The sequence below is a fragment of the Vibrio sp. MMG023 genome (genome assembly GCF_021654215.1).
GTDB lineage: Bacteria > Pseudomonadota > Gammaproteobacteria > Enterobacterales > Vibrionaceae > Vibrio > Vibrio jasicida.
In genome coordinates, this window is the sequence record NZ_JAKFZP010000002.1 from 18826 (window position 1) to 34898 (window position 16073).

19 protein-coding genes and 1 pseudogene are annotated in these 16073 nt (G+C 41.2%); 4 read left to right on the forward strand and 16 right to left on the reverse strand.

Annotated features, from left to right (window positions below; all coding sequences use genetic code 11):
* Positions 1-575 precede the first annotated feature (575 nt).
* The 7 genes and pseudogenes from L1076_RS05170 to L1076_RS05210 all read right to left on the reverse strand — a co-directional run bounded on the left by L1076_RS05170 (position 576) and on the right by L1076_RS05210 (position 4995).
* A complete protein-coding gene (locus L1076_RS05170; RefSeq protein WP_237303297.1) occupies positions 576-1181 on the reverse strand; it encodes a hypothetical protein in 606 nt (201 codons plus the stop codon).
* Between the two features lie 135 nt (positions 1182-1316).
* Positions 1317-1781, reverse strand: coding sequence for a hypothetical protein (locus L1076_RS05175; RefSeq protein ID WP_237303298.1), 465 nt, complete (start codon positions 1779-1781; stop codon positions 1317-1319).
* A 132-nt stretch (positions 1782-1913) separates the two neighbouring features.
* Positions 1914-2408 carry a GNAT family N-acetyltransferase gene (locus L1076_RS05180; RefSeq protein WP_237303299.1) on the reverse strand — a complete coding sequence of 165 codons (495 nt, stop codon included), beginning with the start codon at positions 2406-2408 and terminating at the stop codon, positions 1914-1916.
* A gap of 32 nt (positions 2409-2440) precedes the next feature.
* A pseudogene (locus tag L1076_RS05185) lies at positions 2441-2570 on the reverse strand (DUF3265 domain-containing protein).
* Positions 2548-2895 carry a hypothetical protein gene (locus tag L1076_RS05190; protein WP_063345187.1) on the reverse strand — a complete coding sequence of 116 codons (348 nt, stop codon included), beginning with the start codon at positions 2893-2895 and terminating at the stop codon, positions 2548-2550. The pseudogene L1076_RS05185 and the gene L1076_RS05190 overlap by 23 nt, the downstream one beginning before the upstream one ends.
* 142 nt (positions 2896-3037) lie before the next feature.
* Positions 3038-4363 carry a HEPN domain-containing protein gene (locus tag L1076_RS05200; RefSeq protein WP_237303300.1) on the reverse strand — a complete coding sequence of 442 codons (1326 nt, stop codon included), beginning with the start codon at positions 4361-4363 and terminating at the stop codon, positions 3038-3040.
* A 149-nt stretch (positions 4364-4512) separates the two neighbouring features.
* The gene (locus L1076_RS05210) at positions 4513-4995 is read right to left on the reverse strand and encodes a DUF2314 domain-containing protein (RefSeq protein WP_237303302.1); all 483 of its coding nucleotides are present in this window, start codon (positions 4993-4995) and stop codon (positions 4513-4515) included.
* Positions 4996-5190: 195 nt separating this feature from the next.
* Between L1076_RS05210 and L1076_RS05220 the strand changes: the two genes are divergently transcribed.
* Positions 5191-5439 (forward strand): type II toxin-antitoxin system Phd/YefM family antitoxin, encoded by a 249-nt coding sequence (locus L1076_RS05220; protein ID WP_005377003.1) that lies wholly within the window; start codon positions 5191-5193, stop codon positions 5437-5439.
* Positions 5429-5719: a type II toxin-antitoxin system RelE/ParE family toxin gene (locus L1076_RS05225; protein WP_237303303.1), complete on the forward strand. Its 291-nt coding sequence runs from the start codon at positions 5429-5431 to the stop codon at positions 5717-5719. The genes L1076_RS05220 and L1076_RS05225 overlap by 11 nt, the downstream gene beginning before the upstream one ends.
* Before the next feature lie 100 nt (positions 5720-5819).
* Here the strand turns inward: L1076_RS05225 and L1076_RS05235 are convergent, their stop codons facing one another.
* The 5 genes from L1076_RS05235 to L1076_RS05270 all read right to left on the reverse strand — a co-directional run bounded on the left by L1076_RS05235 (position 5820) and on the right by L1076_RS05270 (position 10302).
* Positions 5820-6782, reverse strand: coding sequence for a DUF2971 domain-containing protein (locus L1076_RS05235; RefSeq protein WP_070225665.1), 963 nt, complete (start codon positions 6780-6782; stop codon positions 5820-5822).
* A 183-nt stretch (positions 6783-6965) separates the two neighbouring features.
* Positions 6966-7709, reverse strand: coding sequence for an HNH endonuclease signature motif containing protein (locus tag L1076_RS05245; RefSeq protein WP_237303304.1), 744 nt, complete (start codon positions 7707-7709; stop codon positions 6966-6968).
* Between the two features lie 160 nt (positions 7710-7869).
* A complete protein-coding gene (locus L1076_RS05250) occupies positions 7870-8526 on the reverse strand; it encodes a Qnr family pentapeptide repeat protein (RefSeq protein ID WP_237303305.1) in 657 nt (218 codons plus the stop codon).
* Positions 8527-8856: 330 nt separating this feature from the next.
* Positions 8857-9591 (reverse strand): hypothetical protein, encoded by a 735-nt coding sequence (locus L1076_RS05260; RefSeq protein ID WP_237303306.1) that lies wholly within the window; start codon positions 9589-9591, stop codon positions 8857-8859.
* A gap of 93 nt (positions 9592-9684) precedes the next feature.
* Positions 9685-10302 (reverse strand): LysE family transporter, encoded by a 618-nt coding sequence (locus L1076_RS05270; RefSeq protein ID WP_237303307.1) that lies wholly within the window; start codon positions 10300-10302, stop codon positions 9685-9687.
* Positions 10303-10549: 247 nt separating this feature from the next.
* Here L1076_RS05270 and L1076_RS05280 point away from each other — a divergent pair, with 247 nt between their 5' ends.
* Both L1076_RS05280 and L1076_RS05285 read left to right on the forward strand, forming a co-directional pair.
* Positions 10550-10852 (forward strand): hypothetical protein, encoded by a 303-nt coding sequence (locus tag L1076_RS05280; RefSeq protein WP_237303308.1) that lies wholly within the window; start codon positions 10550-10552, stop codon positions 10850-10852.
* A gap of 923 nt (positions 10853-11775) precedes the next feature.
* Positions 11776-12738: an integron integrase gene (locus L1076_RS05285; protein ID WP_237303309.1), complete on the forward strand. Its 963-nt coding sequence runs from the start codon at positions 11776-11778 to the stop codon at positions 12736-12738.
* Positions 12739-12784: 46 nt separating this feature from the next.
* On the opposite strand, the gene L1076_RS05290 is transcribed toward L1076_RS05285, so the two are convergent.
* From L1076_RS05290 to tyrR, 4 genes are all read right to left on the reverse strand, one after another.
* Entirely contained in the window at positions 12785-13258 is a 474-nt protein-coding gene (locus L1076_RS05290) for a DUF2947 domain-containing protein (protein WP_038866471.1), read from the reverse strand.
* Between the two features lie 13 nt (positions 13259-13271).
* On the reverse strand, positions 13272-13859 hold the full coding sequence (locus tag L1076_RS05295) for an HD domain-containing protein (protein WP_038866468.1): 588 nt from the start codon (positions 13857-13859) through the stop codon (positions 13272-13274).
* A 3-nt stretch (positions 13860-13862) separates the two neighbouring features.
* Complete coding sequence (rimJ, locus tag L1076_RS05300; RefSeq protein ID WP_038866466.1) at positions 13863-14444, reverse strand: ribosomal protein S5-alanine N-acetyltransferase; 582 nt, start codon at positions 14442-14444, stop codon at positions 13863-13865.
* An 83-nt stretch (positions 14445-14527) separates the two neighbouring features.
* Positions 14528-16072 (reverse strand): transcriptional regulator TyrR, encoded by a 1545-nt coding sequence (gene tyrR, locus L1076_RS05305; RefSeq protein ID WP_038866464.1) that lies wholly within the window; start codon positions 16070-16072, stop codon positions 14528-14530.
* Position 16073 lies beyond the last annotated feature (1 nt).

Genomic DNA, 16073 nt, shown 5'->3' on the forward strand with positions numbered 1-16073 from the left:
GCTAATATCAGTTACTAGAAAAGTATCTTTAACCACAAGCTTAGATGTGTCTGGCATATAAAGATCAAAGCTCATCTCGTAGCATTCATCTTTCTGAAAATAAACAGAGACAATATCAACACTGACCAAACAGGTTGTTCGACACGGTATGTAAGTTTTAACAGGAAAGTACTTTGCCGAGTCAACCCTATCTGTACTTTTTCGAACAAAGAGCGCATCAATGTAAACCGCTTGGTTACCTAAACTCGATGCGACTAACTCGACTATACGTTCACGTTTTATTGAACCTGAAGTAACAGTTTTCCTATGGTGTATATTTGCCAACCTAGCCGCAAACTTAAACGATCGCCAATAGCTTGTTACGTACAATGAAAATAATGAAAACATAAATGCAGCAAGTGCAATAACTTCTGCGAGCCCCAACTTCAACTCATTCTCTCCTTTAACTCCAAAGCAACTAACGCCCTGTTAAGGTGTGAGCAACGCAATACCGATGCCACCGCATACCACCTTAAACACTAAACGCAACGCATAGTAAAAATGCCACGCGTTGCGAATCACTCTTAAACAGTTTGTTATATACCGCTATCGATTAAAATTTTAGTCAGTGTTTCTTGGATATTGTTATCAAGACTATCTTTTACATGTGCTTGTTCATCTTGAGATAAAAGTGAGAACTGCGCGGGAAGCTCTTCGATGTCGAGAACCTTAACCCCTTTTAAGTAACACGTACTGCATTTGCTGTCGCCATCAATATATGGAACAACATTTAACGATACATATGTTATTGCACCCATTCGTTTACCAAAGATTGATTGTTGATGGACACCATAGCCGAAAGTATTCGATACACCATAAATATCTCTAGGTACAAGCTTTATAGCCATATCAACATCACCGATTTCTGACTCCGAGATAAGCTTAACCGCCATCCCTTTTGCCTCGACATAGTCTTTGACCGTTTTAACAAGTAAATCAGAGAAAGAACCATCTTTAACTGCATCATAATCGTTGTTAAATATCGTTGTACCAGTCGTTACAAAGTTAGGATATTCAGGAAACTCGTTAACTACCCCTACGGTTTCAACTTCCTTAAGATCTTGCGGTTTCAACGTAGATGCACAGCCTGTAAGAACTACTAACAATAACAATGAGTAAACTAACTTTATTTTATTTTTCACCTTTATTCTCCCTAGGTATATAACGCCCAATTAAGTTGTGAGCAACGCTGCCACGACACTCAAGCACTTCGCCGTAATCACTAAACCAGTTGAAACCGAAAGCGCCGAGCGTTGCGAATCAACTTGAATTGTTTGTTATGAGTTTTTCACAGCACCTACATGCTTAACTATCTGATAGTAAAGTACACCTTGCCAAACGATAAAAGGTAAAGTGTCTAATGCTGTACTTTCCAGTGCAGGATTTTCAGGAATAACCAACATATAGTAAGCGAACAACAAAGCAGACATCGGTATTAATAGAACGAAGAACCTGACTGCAACCACAAAGCTAATACTAAAATATCTCCCTAGGAAGTCAGTTCCATTGTCAGCCCCATTTGCTTTATAAGCTAAAAATGTACCTAGCATAGGGATTAAGACAGAAGATACAGAACTGATTGTGTCCCACACGTTTCCAGACTCGATTGGGAATCTTAGCGCAAGCTCAATGCCTAATGCAGTAAAGATGAGAGTTAAGAAAATATATATAAATCTATCTTTTTCAGTCAGTCGTCCAGACCTAATCTGTTCTTTTAAGCTTTTGATATTCCAGATATACATTTTTCCTCCTAAACTCATAACGCCCAATTAAGTTGTGAGCAACGCTGCCACCTAACTAAAACACTGCACCATAACCACCAAACAAGTTGAAACCGAAAGCGCCGAGCGTTGCGAATCAGCTTGAATTGCTTGTTATGTGCGTGCTAAACGATAGCGCCTTACTGTGCCTTCATTGTCATCTGTATAGTTACCCAGATATTCGCCACCGCAGTTTTCTATAACCTTTTGAGATGCGGGATTATCAATTGAACAGGTAACAATAACCGTGTCATTTACAACATTGTCGCGCACCCAAGCGAGAAGAAACGAAGCAACACCTTTGCCACGAGCTGATGGCTTAGTCTCGTAACCAACATGCCCTATTACATTCTCTACGTTCGCATTAGTCCCAGTACGAACTCGGATGGCGCCTAAGATTTCAGAGTTCGAAACACAGTAGTACGTTGTACTTGGCAAATACCCGTTTGGTAATTCGGAGGTTACCTTAGACCGCTCAACCAAACCAGACAAATAGACTTCAGGGTTTAGCTCAACATTTTCGTATTTGGGTATCCCCGAATCGAAGCATTCTTTCGCATAGCTACCTAGAATTGGAGCCAAATCAGGACTAGCTTCTACTACTTCCATGTCTATTTTCCTCTAAAGCACATAACGCCCTGTTAAGGGGTGAGCAACGCAATACCGAAGTCGCCGCATACCGCCTTAAACACTAAAACCAACGCATGTTGAAAATGCCACGCGTTGCGAATCCCTCTTGAACAGTTTGTTATACGTTTTGGTAGATGTCATGCAGGCACTCTGATTCAGTGTCATTTATCAGTGAGTCTCCGATGGTCAACTGGATATTCATCGAGCTATCTTCGCTACTAGCTATTGGTCTAACACCATCAAGCACACAAAGCATACCGAAAACCGACTCTTTGACAGCATCCTCGATAAGACCCTGAACCAACGCCTGCTCACTTGGGGGTAATGACTTAAACCAATTCGATTGTTCGAGTAAACGCTTATCGGGAGATTTACCAGGTGGTTCCGATAAGTTTTCAATCGTATTTTCTACCGAAGAAGACTCAACAACTTCTTTGATGGCTTTAACAAATTCAACTTTATCCATAATTCCTCAGAAACGTATAACGCCCTGTTAAGGTGTGAGCAACGCAATACCAAAGCCGCCGCATACCACCTTAAATACTAAAACCAACGCATAGTAAAAATGCCACGCGTTGCGAATCACTCTTAAACAGTTTGTTAACTGCCTACTCCAAGCTTAAGCGATGTTGATATTGATAGATCTGTTCTCGTTCTACTCCTAGTTTTGATAACAGATGAGAAATAACAACAAGCCTTAAGATATAACCGATGTCAGCATAGTCATTAACACTCAACTTTTTCATCATAACTTTTGGACGACCAACATGAGCTAGTTCGTTACGAACAGTAGATATGGCTTTCCCAAGATTATCTTCGCCGACTTTTTCAAATAACTTTCTTAACTGGGAGACTAGTTCAGGTGAAGCATATGTTTCAATTGGGTTTATATATTTCATTGCAGACTGCCCACCTAGATCAATGTTGATAGCCTCTAACTGCGTAGAATACAAAAGGATATCACTGTGAGCGTGATGAAGTGTTACAAATCCAGTATCATACTGATGAGCAACAGATAAAACATGAAAGTCATCGTATACTTTAAACCAATTTGAAAGCACTATACTCATATCAAGTTGTTTCCAATTAAGCGGCATAAAATTATGACTAATATCTGCCTGCGCTAGTTCAACTGTGCGTGCTTCCAGAACCATACTATTCAGTATTTTGACCGTTTCGTCTTTACCATTAATTGTCAGTTCGATTTCCTCAGGAAATACAGGTCGAGACATCAGTATTGAAAATAAAGATGCAATTCTGGTTATACTACCAATAATGTCACTAGCACCTTTAAATTCTTTGGCAGAATAACGCACATAATATTTAAGAGATTTTCTTAAATTAAAAAATGCCTTAGGGTGAGATTCCAAAATTTCATCGAATGCAATATCAAACTTTTCTTTCGCTTCTTTATCTCTGGAACCTATTAGGTTCTTCAAGCGCTTACCTACCATAGAATAAGTCGCTACATTAATGACTTCAATATCCCAATCATCACCACTAACTTTAACAATAGGGCTATCTTGATATTTTAACTGTGTTAGCCATCCTTGAGGATGGATAAACTCTTGCATCCCATTGAACGTAAAGTGCGTACATTCAAACAGCTGCTCTTCACATACAAAATCACCGATAATCAAGTAATAAAAACCATGCACACCTGATCTAACGTGGACTTGCCCCATAAAGTGTGTACCACTATCAAAGTCAAAATCCCCAACTAATGTACATTTTTTACCGTTGCTCAAAATACCAAACAAACGCTCACAATTATTTGGAATGCTACTATTAGCCAAGGAGTACTCAAGTTGGAGTCCGTCTTGGGGAGAGTATTTAATTTTTGCAGCAAACCTAGCCGCACTGCTACTTTCAGTTTCAAAAAACTCACCAAAGAATTCATAACTTTCAAAACAATTAAATACTTCTTGAGCCAAATTGACCTCCTTTGGCAGTTAACGCCTTGTTAAGGTGTGAGGCACGCAATACATAAGCATCCGCATACCACCTTAACCACTAAACCTAACGCATGGTAAAAATGCCACGCGTGCCGAATCACTCTTGAACAATTTGTTATGTTGTGGACTCAAGGCAGAGGCATCCATTCTTTTACGCCTACATACTGGTCATATTTGTCTTGTTCGTCTTTTGTTTTTTGGTCTCTGATGTAACGCATTGAAAATCCACCATACATTGAACCACTGTTATTCAGAGACCAATCTACGATATCTTCATCTGAAACTGAGTATGCTTCACCGACGACAATATGATCTAACTGAGGGAGTGTTTCAAAAGCTTGAACCACGAAAGACTTTGAATCTACATCTACCACCATGAACCATAAGTAAGCACCTTGTTCTGGGAAGTATACTTTTACAAGAGCAAAACTAGATGCAAGCTCAGGTTTAGACAAGAGCTCACGAAAAGTTCCTATGCTCGCTTTAGCTTCGGTAATTGTCCTCTGCCATAAAAGATCAGTGGATAAAACTGGATTACTCTTCACTTCGTCACCCGAAAAACTTAAACCTGAATGTAGAATTGATACCAATAGTAGTAACCAATATTTCATTGTTAGCCTCAAACAACATAACGCCTTGCTAAGGTGTGAGCAACACAATACCTTAGCCCCCGCATAATACCTTAAACACATAAACCGCCGCATAGTAAAAATGCCGCGCGTTGCGAATCACTCTTAAGCAACTTGTTATACCGCTTGATTGAGGCTAAAATGACCAATATAAAGACCACTTAAGAGACTGATTATATGACCACTAGAATTTTAGCCGATGTTGCTGCAAGCATTACCGAGTTGAAAGCTAACCCTATGAAAGTTGCAACTAGTGCTTACGGCGAACCTGTTGCTGTATTAAACCGAAATGAGCCCGCATTTTATTGTGTACCTGCCGAAGCGTACGAAATGATGATGGACAGACTCGAAGATCTTGAACTACTAGCTATCGCTAAAGAGCGTGAATCTGAAGAGAGCATTTCGGTAAATATTGATGACCTATAAACTCGACTTTAAAAAGAGCGCACTCAAAGAGTGGAAAAAACTTGGCTCTACTCTGCAACAACAATTTAAGAAAAAGCTGATAGAACGCTTAGATAACCCACATGTTCCGGCTTCAAAGCTTTCTGGAGCTGACAACATGTATAAAATTAAGTTGCGTCAATTTGGCTACCGTCTCGTCTACAAAGTTGAAGACGATGTCATCATTGTAACCGTCTTAGCAGTCGGAAAACGCGAACGTAGCGATGTTTACCGTAAAGCCATGAAAAGGTTAGATGATTGATTGCGGTATAACGCCGCGTTAAGGTGTGAGTAACGCAATACCAAAGCCTTTGCATTGCACCTTAAACACAGCACTCAACGCATAGTAGAAATGCCACGCGTTACGAATCACTCTTAAACGCTTTGTTAGTTTTGAAGTTTAACTCGAAACGCTTATCGCTGACTTCAGCCTGAAATATTTTAATATGACTGAGTTCTTTATTATTATAAATACGATCAACAATATACTGTTTATCTTGCTGATCTACTTTGCAACCAAAATACACTGACTTTATGGCTTTTGGCTCTAAGCGGTAGAGAAAAATAGTGCGAGGGTCTTCCGAGATTCTTCTGAGGTACTCGTTAATTATATGGTCCACAAATGCTAGAACCAAATCCTCTCTGTCAATGTAGTCGTCATCGTATCGGATTAATCGATACGCCTCTTCAAGTAAAGGCTCTTTTAGATTAATCATGTACATACCGTTACCAAGAAATTCTTGTTCGAGCACTTCTGGTGACTCTGCGTAAAACTCAATATCAGGCAAGTGAGTTTCGTGAACAATTATTCTGTCAGCTGTAACCAACGGTAAAATTATTCGATGCTCTTTTTCGTATATCCATTCGTCACTTTTAACGAGAAAGTGCTCCAAAATACTTTCGAACTTTGTCAGGCTCGGTCTATGTGAGTTGTAGCGAACGCGCTGCAACGTACCAGCCTTTATCGCCAACCTTTTCTTATTCTCTTCGTGGTCAAGGACATCCGCATCTAAATCTGCATCAAACTTTGTTACTGGAAAAGGAGTATAGCTTTCAAAAAGCTCATGATTCATATCGAACTCCACAACAATACCTCGGTGCTGATCCGCGTAATGTGACCACATTAGAAGGTTGTTGTTAGTTTCAGATAATGAAACAACAGCAAAATCAAAGTAAGAGTTCTCTGCAAGTATTTTTTGTGCATTGCCACTACTCGGACGTAACTCAAATGGATCGTTTAATGCGTACTTTTGACTTCCACGAATCAAAAAATTATCAAAGAACTCTTTACGTAGAGGCATGTACTTATAAATTTTTTCTAACATTTTCCGCTCTAATCATGACAACAAGACTCGACATGTGCGAGTAAAAACTAACGCCTTGTTAAGGTGTGAGGCGCGCAATACAACAACCTCTGCATAGCACCTTAACCACTAGAACTGACGCATAATAAAAATGCCACGCGTGCCGAATCACTCTTGAACAATTTGTTATGCATATTTTTCCGACTAACTCGAAACTACATTAGGATCACTTGCCTTACTGACGGTCAGGTGCAAAACAGGGAAAGGTAACTCACCACTTATGCCACCGACCATTTTCTGTATTTCTACTGCAGTAAAAGCGAATAGGTTACAATCACGAAGAGCTGCTAGCTCCAAGCCGATATCTTTACTGGCGTTAATTTTTTGAATTGGTTCTAATTCTTGCGCGATTTCAGACCAATCCTTTACATTCTGTAGAAAGTTACCAACGAGCTCAAGTTCATCGTCTGAAAGGTTATCTGTGTAATCCATATAAAATGCTTGGCAACCAGTGATGATTTCAAACATTTCTTTGCCAGTATGGACAACATTTAACTTACTTGGAATCTGAGACTTATCACGAACGACTCTGACATTTCGAATGCTAGGAGCGTCTTTTAATTTTTCTTCTACCCACGTTTCGTGGTTCGTTTTGATAATTCGCAATAACTCTGCGGTATATGTCTCAACCTGATCATCTATTTGTTTGTGATGGAGCCTACAAAGCAAGATTAAGTTTGATACATCATCTATTTTGTCTCTTGGGAAGTCTACGTCACTTCTAGGGCCATTTTTTGCGCCAGAAATAATATGGCATTCTTCCCCGACAACCGACTCAGAATCATGATCATGATCAGTTTTTTCGAAAACCAAGATGTGCCTGCACATTGCACATTTGTTTCCAGATTTACCCCAAAGAATTTTCCGATTCTTATCCGAAATAGCCATGATTTCCTCTTATATGCATAACGCCAAATTAAGGTGTGAACAACGCTGACACCTTACCTAACGCATTGTGCCATAAACACTAAACTGACTTGAAGTGAGGGCGCCAAGCGTTGTGAATCACTCTTAAATTTATTGTTATGTGCGTAGTCAAATATTTCGCTTAATCTGGGACTATTATCAGCCCTAATTGTTCTAGCAACTGCTCTTGTTGCCAAGAGCATATTTTCACGCCTGTTAAGTCTACTTTTCGTGGGTCTAGGCCATACAATTCAGAATGACTTAGGTCACAACCTTGTACTCTAAACTGATCCCAACAATCTTCAGAGAAGACACCGCGACTGAGATCTGATCCTTTAAATGAAGCGCCTCTCAAGTTAGCACCAATCCACCTATTCTCAAATAAGTCACACTTTTCTAGAAGTTGGTTCTCAAAGTTCACATAGGATAGATTACAGCTTGTAATGTACGCAGAACAAAAGTACATCTTATGAGATACTTGATTCACGAAGCTAGCTTGAGAAAAGTTAGCACCTTTTAGATCACAGTCCCTCAATTCAAGGCCGAAACAGTTTGCCCCAATGAAGTATGACATTGAAAGCTTACACCCCTTCAATGAAGCGTCTCGCAGATCAGAGTAAGAGAAATCACAACCTTCCAAATCGCCTTGCTCAATAAAGTTACAATTAATAAATTGCGTATCTCTTAGGTTAGCGCGCTTAAAGCTGCAGCAGTAGAATTTGCAGTTAGAAAAAATGTATCCGCTAAGATCTTGGTTGGAAAAATCCCTTTGGGAATAAGATTGATCAGTTTTATTCATTTTATAGTCTCTTCAACACGTTGAATTGAAGACTACCATTTACGAAAAACTTCTCAAGAAAAACAAAACCATTAAAAACAACAACTTAAAACCATGCAAAATAGCCAAAATAAGATGCTAAATGAGCATTTTAAAGGTATTATTTTTAAATTACCGAACGCGGACAGCAAGAAAAAACTTTTGACCCAGTGAGGGCCTCCTAGGGAAAGCACATAACGCCCTGTTAAGGGGTGAGCAACGCAATATCGAAGCCACCGCACACCACCTTAATCATTTAAACCAACGCATAGTGAAAGTGCCACGCGTTGCGAATCCCTCTTGAACAGTTTGTTAGCTGTTCTTTCCACAGATTTCAACAATACTTTTTTCCCACTTAATAACAGCCATACGATAGCGAGATGGGTGGGTTTCACGAGAAGGACGGTCTGTAAGCCACACCTCCGGAGGTTCTGCTAGCAAAACTTTAATGCTGAACACTTTACTTTTAGGTATGACTAAAGACTCCTCGTTTATCAAATCCCAATAAAATAAGTTTGTCGTTGTACTACCGATACTAATAGCACAATTAATTTTAGACTCCCCCTCGTTCAGAGAAACTTTATATACTGGTGACATTCCATTTTTTACCTCCCTAACTTTGGATTCAATAAAAAAATATGGACTGACAATAAGAAGAAAGACAACACTCCAGGCTACTAACTTGTATGAGGTAGATTTAATTTTTATAAAGTCCCCCTGCCACTTCCTACTCTTATCGCTAGCCTCATTTTTTATAATCACATCATACGCAACTGGCAGAGAAAGCCCCAAAGCACAAATGACTATACTTACTAAAAACTGAGGGTGAACTAAAATAACAGTTATAAGATCAGCAGGGGTTGCATGCTCTAAATAATTAATACCAAACTTACCGAAGTATGACCAAGAATAGAGAAAGCCAACGGATGACAGTATTGCGACGAACAATGTTGTTACTATCGCCCAGTTATCTTGAATTTGTTTGATGATTTTAATACTCCATCTTATAGGAACAGCTAACGCCCTGTTAAGGTGTGAGCAACGCAATACAAAAGCTCCTGCATACCACCTTAAACACTAAACGCAACGCATAGTAAAAATGCCAAGCGTTGCGAATCACTCTTGAACAGTTTGTTAGTTTTATTGCTGGCGACTCAGTAACAAGCTTACTCCAGACATAGCCAAGAAAGTTGCACAACCTCTATTGAAGCGCTTTGCCATTTTCGGCTTCGTAAACCACTGCCTTAGGTATATTCCAAATATCGCATAAATCGATATTGCACCCATTTCTAAAATTAGGAACGTAGCCCCTAGAGCGAAGAACTGTTCATTTACACTAGATGAAACATCGACGAACTGTGGTAGAAAAGCAGTAAAGATTAAGATCGCCTTTGGATTACCGGCAGCTAACAAGAATTCTTGTTTGGCTAAGCCTAGTCGGTTGCGAGTGTTCTCTAGCTCAGAAACAGGACTTGCTTCCGAACGCCAAAGATTAAAGGCAATCCACAACAAATAAGCCGCACCCACAATTTTAATCGTTAGAAATAGAGTCTCAGAAGCATAGAGAACCACTGCTAAACCAGAAGCAGCCAAGGCAATCATTACAGCGAATGCGGCAATACGACCAAGTCCAGCAATAAAAGCGGACTTGAAGCCGTAACAACGAGCATTGTTCATGGACAATAGATTATTTGGACCAGGAGTCATATTGAGCGCAAAACACGCAGGTATAAAGAACAATAACTTCCAGATTTCCACAATATTTCCTCCATAAAACTAACGCCCTGCTAAGAGGTGAGCAACGCAATACAAAAGCCGCCGCAAACCACCTTAATCACAAAAACCAACGCATAGTAAAAATGCCACGCGTTGCGAATCCCTCTTGAGCAGTTTGTTAGTCGCGAGGCACCGAGCGACAATTTTAAGCCGAACTAAACTTTGCGAACAACAAACTTTATGTGCTTTGATGCATTTGAGTCAGGCGTAGTCTCAAAGCGGCTACTCAATGAAACCACTTGGAACAAACAACGCCGTAGAAAACAGACTGACAACACCAAATAGCGCTTTTGGAAAACCAATCTCACAGTGCGGACTTTCAACAACGTCACTGAAACCACGTGGAATTTACAACACCAAAGAAAACGTCATTTCAGCGAGTAAATCAGCTTTTGTACCAACAAACTCACCGAGCGCAGTTGCAACCAAAAACAGACTCTCGATTGCCCTGCTCTGTCAGCACCAAAGAACAAAACAACCGCTAGGACAGTTACAAAGCTTTGGACTTGAAACAGTTGAAACTGAGTTTTGACCATCGACGATGAACCTGGGTGAACCTGTTAACCGAACAATCAGCAGTCAAATCTTGAGCTCATAAGCATGATTTTGACTACTAGCTTTTTCTGGCGACTAACGCCCTGCTAAGGGGTGAGCAACGCAATACAAAAGCCGCCGCATACCACCTTAATCACTTAAACCAACGCATAGTAAAAATGCCACGCGTTGCGAATCCCTCTTAAGCAGTTTGTTAGTTTGCAAACCCAAAGCGTTGATTTTAAGTCATTTTAAACTTTGCAAACAATAAACTCTATGTGTTTTGATGCACTTAAGTAAGGCGTAGTCTCAAAGCGGCTACTCAATGAAACCACGTGGAACAAACAACGCCGCAGAAAACGAACTCACAACACCAAAAAGCGCTTTTGGAAAACCAATTTCACAATGCGGACTTTCAACAAAGCCACTGAAACCACATGAACTTACCACACCAGAGAAAACGCTATTTCAGCGAGTAGTACGACTTTTGTACCGACAAACTCAACGAGCAGAGTTTCAGCAAAAAAGTTCGACTCAGGTAAACCAAAACCGCACCAAAAAACAAATCAACCGTTGAAACGATGCCAATTTTGAATTTTCACCACGCTAGTTAACACTGAAATTGAACGCCGATACGACAATTTCAACTTTGAGCTTTTACCACTAGATCTTGGGATATAGCTGCGTTTTTCCTCTTGCAAACTAACGCTTTCTATACGGCTCTATGCTGCCTTTCAGGCACGCTACCGCCTTCTTTCATTCCAAAAGAAAACTGCATGCTAGCACTTATCTTTATGAAACAAACAGAAAATCAGTATGAATCTGTGTGCTCAACCACGCAATTAGACGGCGTGGTGAAGCCTAATTAGATGTGAGACGCTAAGTTTATCGAACTGTATAAATACCCATTTGAATTTAGTTATGAAAAGTCAGTTTTTGCTTAGCATAAAAGAACATATGATCGCTCGTCACTATGCGAAGAAAACCATTGAGAGTTACATCTTTTGGATCAAACGATTCATCGTATTCCACCAGCTCGCTCATCCGTCTAAATTAGCTGAAAACGATGTTGAACGCTTTCTCAGCCATTTAGCGATAGATGAAAAAGTCGCCGTAAAAACACAGGCGCTCGCCCTAAATGCCATATCTTTCTTGTACCGTGAGTATTTTAGAACGCCACTTTCGCTTGATATGCGTTTTCAAAAGTCTCTGACAGAAAAGAAACTGCCAGTAGTGTTAACGAAAGCTGAAGTAAGGCGCTTCGTTCAGCATATCGATCCAAAATACAAACTACATATACAGTTACTCTATGGGTCAGGTCTAAGAGTCATGGAATGTCTACGGCTAAGAATACAGGATATCGATTACGACTACGGAGCAATTCGTGTTTGGCAAGGGAAAGGGGGTAAAAACCGAACCGTCACACTCGCAAAGGAGCTCCACGCCCCCTTAAAAGCACAAATGAACTTAGCTCGCGACTACTATCAAAAAGATCGTCATGTTGCGGGCTATGCTGGTGTGTATATTTCAGATGGGCTGAGAAGAAAGTACCCTGATGCGGAGCTAGATTTCAACTGGCACTTTCTATTTCCATCAACAAAATTAAGCCCAGACAAAGATACTAGGGAATTAAGGCGTCATCACATCAATGAAAGTGCTATCCAACGAGCAGTAAAGCGTTCAGCCAAAGATGCAAGTATCGAGAAGACCGTTACTTGCCATACTTTACGCCATAGTTTTGCGACTCATTTGTTAGAGTCAGGCGCTGATATTCGAACGGTTCAAGAACAACTCGGACACACAGATGTGAAAACAACCCAGATCTACACACACGTCATTGAGCGCGGTGCAGGTGGAGTGTTGAGTCCGTTATCAAACTTATAGAAAAACGAAAGCCACCGTACTGGTGGCTTCATAATTAGATTTGTGTTTAGCTGCGCTCACCCAGTTTGACATTACCTTTCGAGTCAAACCACAGCGCTTCAGAACGACGCCGTCCAAGTAACATTGGACCATCATCGTAGAACAAAAAGTTCTTCCAGTACTTTTTAAAAATCGACCATTTGGTTTCAATCACGTTGTACTTCTCGTAGCAAAAATAAACCGTGACGTCGTCTTGCCAATCAATAAAAGTAATCACTTCTTCAGGAAGCCCTTGTTCGTCGTCTTCCCATGCAGCCATCCAATCAACCTCTTGTGACCAGTTCTGCTCTTTCATTGGCCAATCAGACGAGCTCAAGCGGTCCATATCAGGACTTTGTGCACTGACGTTCTCTTTCCAAAACTGCGCTGCACGCGCCTGACTCATCGGCTTGATAAAAGCGAGGTCTTCTTCTGGCACAGGCATCGACTGGTGAGTAAAAATCCATTTTCTTTGGTATTCGTCCAAAGGCAAATAAGACATTCAGTCTCCTTTTTTACGACTTCAGCCAACCTTTCTCGGTGGCACCTTCAATCAGTTCTTTGGCTTTGTCCCATAACGTGACAGAGCCAAGTTCAATTCTTTTGTTAACGGTTAACGCTTGTTCTCGCGTTACCCCATTTTCTATCCAGCTTTGACCATCATTATGATAGTTCAGTAGCATAGGAATAAGGCGATCCAGCGCTTTAGCATATTTGGCATCGTCAGTTTGTGCGGCTTCAAACTCATTCCACAAAGCAAGTAATTCGCTACTTTGGTCACTTGGCAGCATGCCAAACAACCGCTCTGCGGCTTTCAATTCTTTTTCTTCTTGCTCTTTCGAGGCTGCAACATCATAAACAAAGGTGTCGCCCGCGTCGATCTCTACAACATCATGGATAAGCAGCATTTTCATCACTCGACCAATATCGACAGGTGCATTCGCGTGCTCTTGCATCAACACAGCCATTAAAGCAACATGCCAACTATGTTCACCACTATTTTCTAAGCGACCCTCTGCACTTTTAACACGGGTTCTACGCAGCACGCTTTTCAGTTGATCGAGTTCAATCAATAACGCTAATTGCTTTTCCAGTCTTTCCATTTATCAAGCCTCTGCCTTCCAATTCGGGTTGGTCAAGGACGTCAGCACGTGATCTTGCCACTCACCATTGATCAACAAATATTCCTTTGCATAGCCTTCTTTCTCAAAGCCAACATGCTGTAGCACCGCTTCGCTGCGTGTGTTGTGCGGCATGTAACCCGCTTGAATGCGATGCATTTTTTGCACATCAAACATATAATCGCATGCCATTTTCAACGCGCGGCGCATATAGCCGTTTCCTTGAGCCTCTTCTGCGAGCGAGTAACCCACGTTACATGCATGAAAAGGAAAGCGAGTCAGGTTGCTGAAAGAAAGTGTTCCGAGCATTTTACCAGAATCGACATGAACAAGCAGACAATAGTAGCCTAAGCCCATACGGTGAAGCTCTTTCAACTTGATCAGCTTTTGCAGCCAGCCATTAACCGAATAGAAAGCTTCCTCGCGTTTAGGCTCATAGGGTTTTAAATATTCTCTGTTCGCTTGAAAATACGCTGCGATCATATCGGCATCACCAATATCTGCAGTGCGTAGAAGCAAGTCGCCGTCCAACTTGTGAACGGCGATTGAGGAGCTTTTATCTTCCATTGTTATTGACAACTTCCATTTGATTCCAGATAAGTTCTTGCTGGTACTCCAGCTTTTGCTGAAGCCACAATTTTGCCATCGCCTTAGGCTTTTCGAATACCATAATCACGCAGTTTGTTCGCAATCGAGGTATGCGAAACATTCAATCGCTTCGCAAGCTTACGGCTTGAAGGGAAAGACTGATACAAACGCTCTAAGATTTGCGATTCGTAATCTCGCATAATTTCGTCCAACGAACCATCTAAGTTCAACGTTGCTGAGCCACCGCCCATTGCTTGAGGTTGCGGTAGATTGAAGTTATCCGCTTTCAACAAGCTACCCTCCATTTCCGTCAACGCTCGAAGCACCATGTTATCTAGCTGACGCATATTACCAGGCCATTGATAGTTCGCTAACGCATCAACCAATTCATCATCAAATTCTGGCTTATCAATGCCCAATTGTTGCGCGTGTTTCGTGACGAATAAATCCAGCAACGGAGCGACGTCGTTTGAACGCTTGCGCAGAGGAGGAATATTCAAGGTGAGTACATTGAGACGATAGTATAAATCTTCGCGGAACTGCCCTGCCTCGGCTAACTCGGCAAGGTTATGTTTTGTTGATGCGATAATACGAACATCGACATGCATTTCATCTTCAGCACCAACACGACGGAAATTACCGTCTTGTAAGAAGCGCAACAGTTTAATTTGCAGATGCGAACTCATTTCACCGATTTCATCGAGGAACACCGTACCACCGTTTGCTTGTTCGAATATGCCTTTGTGGCCAAGTTCATGATTGAATGAACCTGGGGCATGACCAAACAGTTCCGTCTCTGCTACATCATCAGGCATAGAAGCACAGCTAAGTACTAGGAATGGTTTGTTCGCACGACCAGAACGGCTATGGCACGCTTTTGCTAGCATTTCCTTACCAGTACCAGTCTCACCTTCAATTAACAACGGTTGGTCAAGCACAGAAAGTTTCTTTGCTTGATTGATCAATGCTTTGTGGCGATTGGATAAACCGACAAAATGCTCGAAACCCAATTGGTTTTGTAACGGCAATGTCTCTTCGATTTGCACGCCATGCTGGCTTGAACGAATGGTCATTAGTGTACTGGCGAGCGTGGAGTTTTGAGCTTCATCTTTGATATAAACCGGCATCAACTCAAGGATATAATCCAAACCATCGATGACAAGGCTTTCTCTGGTACGGGCATTCACTCCTTCTGTCCAACGATTAAAGCGCACACTTGGCAATAGCATACCAATTTGTGTGCCAATCACATCTTGCTTATGTTGCCCAAGCAGAGAAAGTGCAGACATGTTTGCCATGTCTACCGCGCCTTTCAGATCGATGGCAAAGACCGGATCAGGTAAGTTATCCACCAATGAAAGCAGCTCCGTATTGTGGCGCTCCATTGGCATAAATTGGATTTTACGTACGTCTTTAACCCCCGGAATACGGCGGATTTCGGCCATCAACTCACTGAAAGTATCAAAATCGATATCTGGGCAGTTCAGGTAGATGATGCCACTGATATCAATTTCGATACCACGTAAGTCGATGCTTTTAGACGCTAAAATATCGAGCAATTCTCGGGTTAAACCGAGTCTATCTTCACAAAAGACTTCAAGACGCACT

Excerpts from the sequence above, each read along its gene's own strand:
- L1076_RS05290 (WP_038866471.1), bottom strand. The coding sequence starts at position 13,258 with ATGTCTTATTTGCCTTTGGACGAATACCAAAGAAAATGGATTTTTACT.
- L1076_RS05190 (WP_063345187.1), bottom strand. The coding sequence starts at position 2,895 with ATGGATAAAGTTGAATTTGTTAAAGCCATCAAAGAAGTTGTTGAGTCT.
- rimJ (WP_038866466.1), bottom strand. The coding sequence starts at position 14,444 with ATGGAAGATAAAAGCTCCTCAATCGCCGTTCACAAGTTGGACGGCGAC.
- L1076_RS05225 (WP_237303303.1), top strand. The coding sequence starts at position 5,429 with ATGACCTATAAACTCGACTTTAAAAAGAGCGCACTCAAAGAGTGGAAA.
- L1076_RS05285 (WP_237303309.1), top strand. The coding sequence starts at position 11,776 with ATGAAAAGTCAGTTTTTGCTTAGCATAAAAGAACATATGATCGCTCGT.
- L1076_RS05250 (WP_237303305.1), bottom strand. The coding sequence starts at position 8,526 with ATGAATAAAACTGATCAATCTTATTCCCAAAGGGATTTTTCCAACCAA.
- L1076_RS05235 (WP_070225665.1), bottom strand. The coding sequence starts at position 6,782 with ATGTTAGAAAAAATTTATAAGTACATGCCTCTACGTAAAGAGTTCTTT.
- L1076_RS05220 (WP_005377003.1), top strand. The coding sequence starts at position 5,191 with ATGACCACTAGAATTTTAGCCGATGTTGCTGCAAGCATTACCGAGTTG.
- L1076_RS05180 (WP_237303299.1), bottom strand. The coding sequence starts at position 2,408 with ATGGAAGTAGTAGAAGCTAGTCCTGATTTGGCTCCAATTCTAGGTAGC.
- L1076_RS05295 (WP_038866468.1), bottom strand. The coding sequence starts at position 13,859 with ATGGAAAGACTGGAAAAGCAATTAGCGTTATTGATTGAACTCGATCAA.
- L1076_RS05210 (WP_237303302.1), bottom strand. The coding sequence starts at position 4,995 with ATGAAATATTGGTTACTACTATTGGTATCAATTCTACATTCAGGTTTA.
- L1076_RS05280 (WP_237303308.1), top strand. The coding sequence starts at position 10,550 with ATGAAACCACTTGGAACAAACAACGCCGTAGAAAACAGACTGACAACA.
- L1076_RS05175 (WP_237303298.1), bottom strand. The coding sequence starts at position 1,781 with ATGTATATCTGGAATATCAAAAGCTTAAAAGAACAGATTAGGTCTGGA.
- L1076_RS05245 (WP_237303304.1), bottom strand. The coding sequence starts at position 7,709 with ATGGCTATTTCGGATAAGAATCGGAAAATTCTTTGGGGTAAATCTGGA.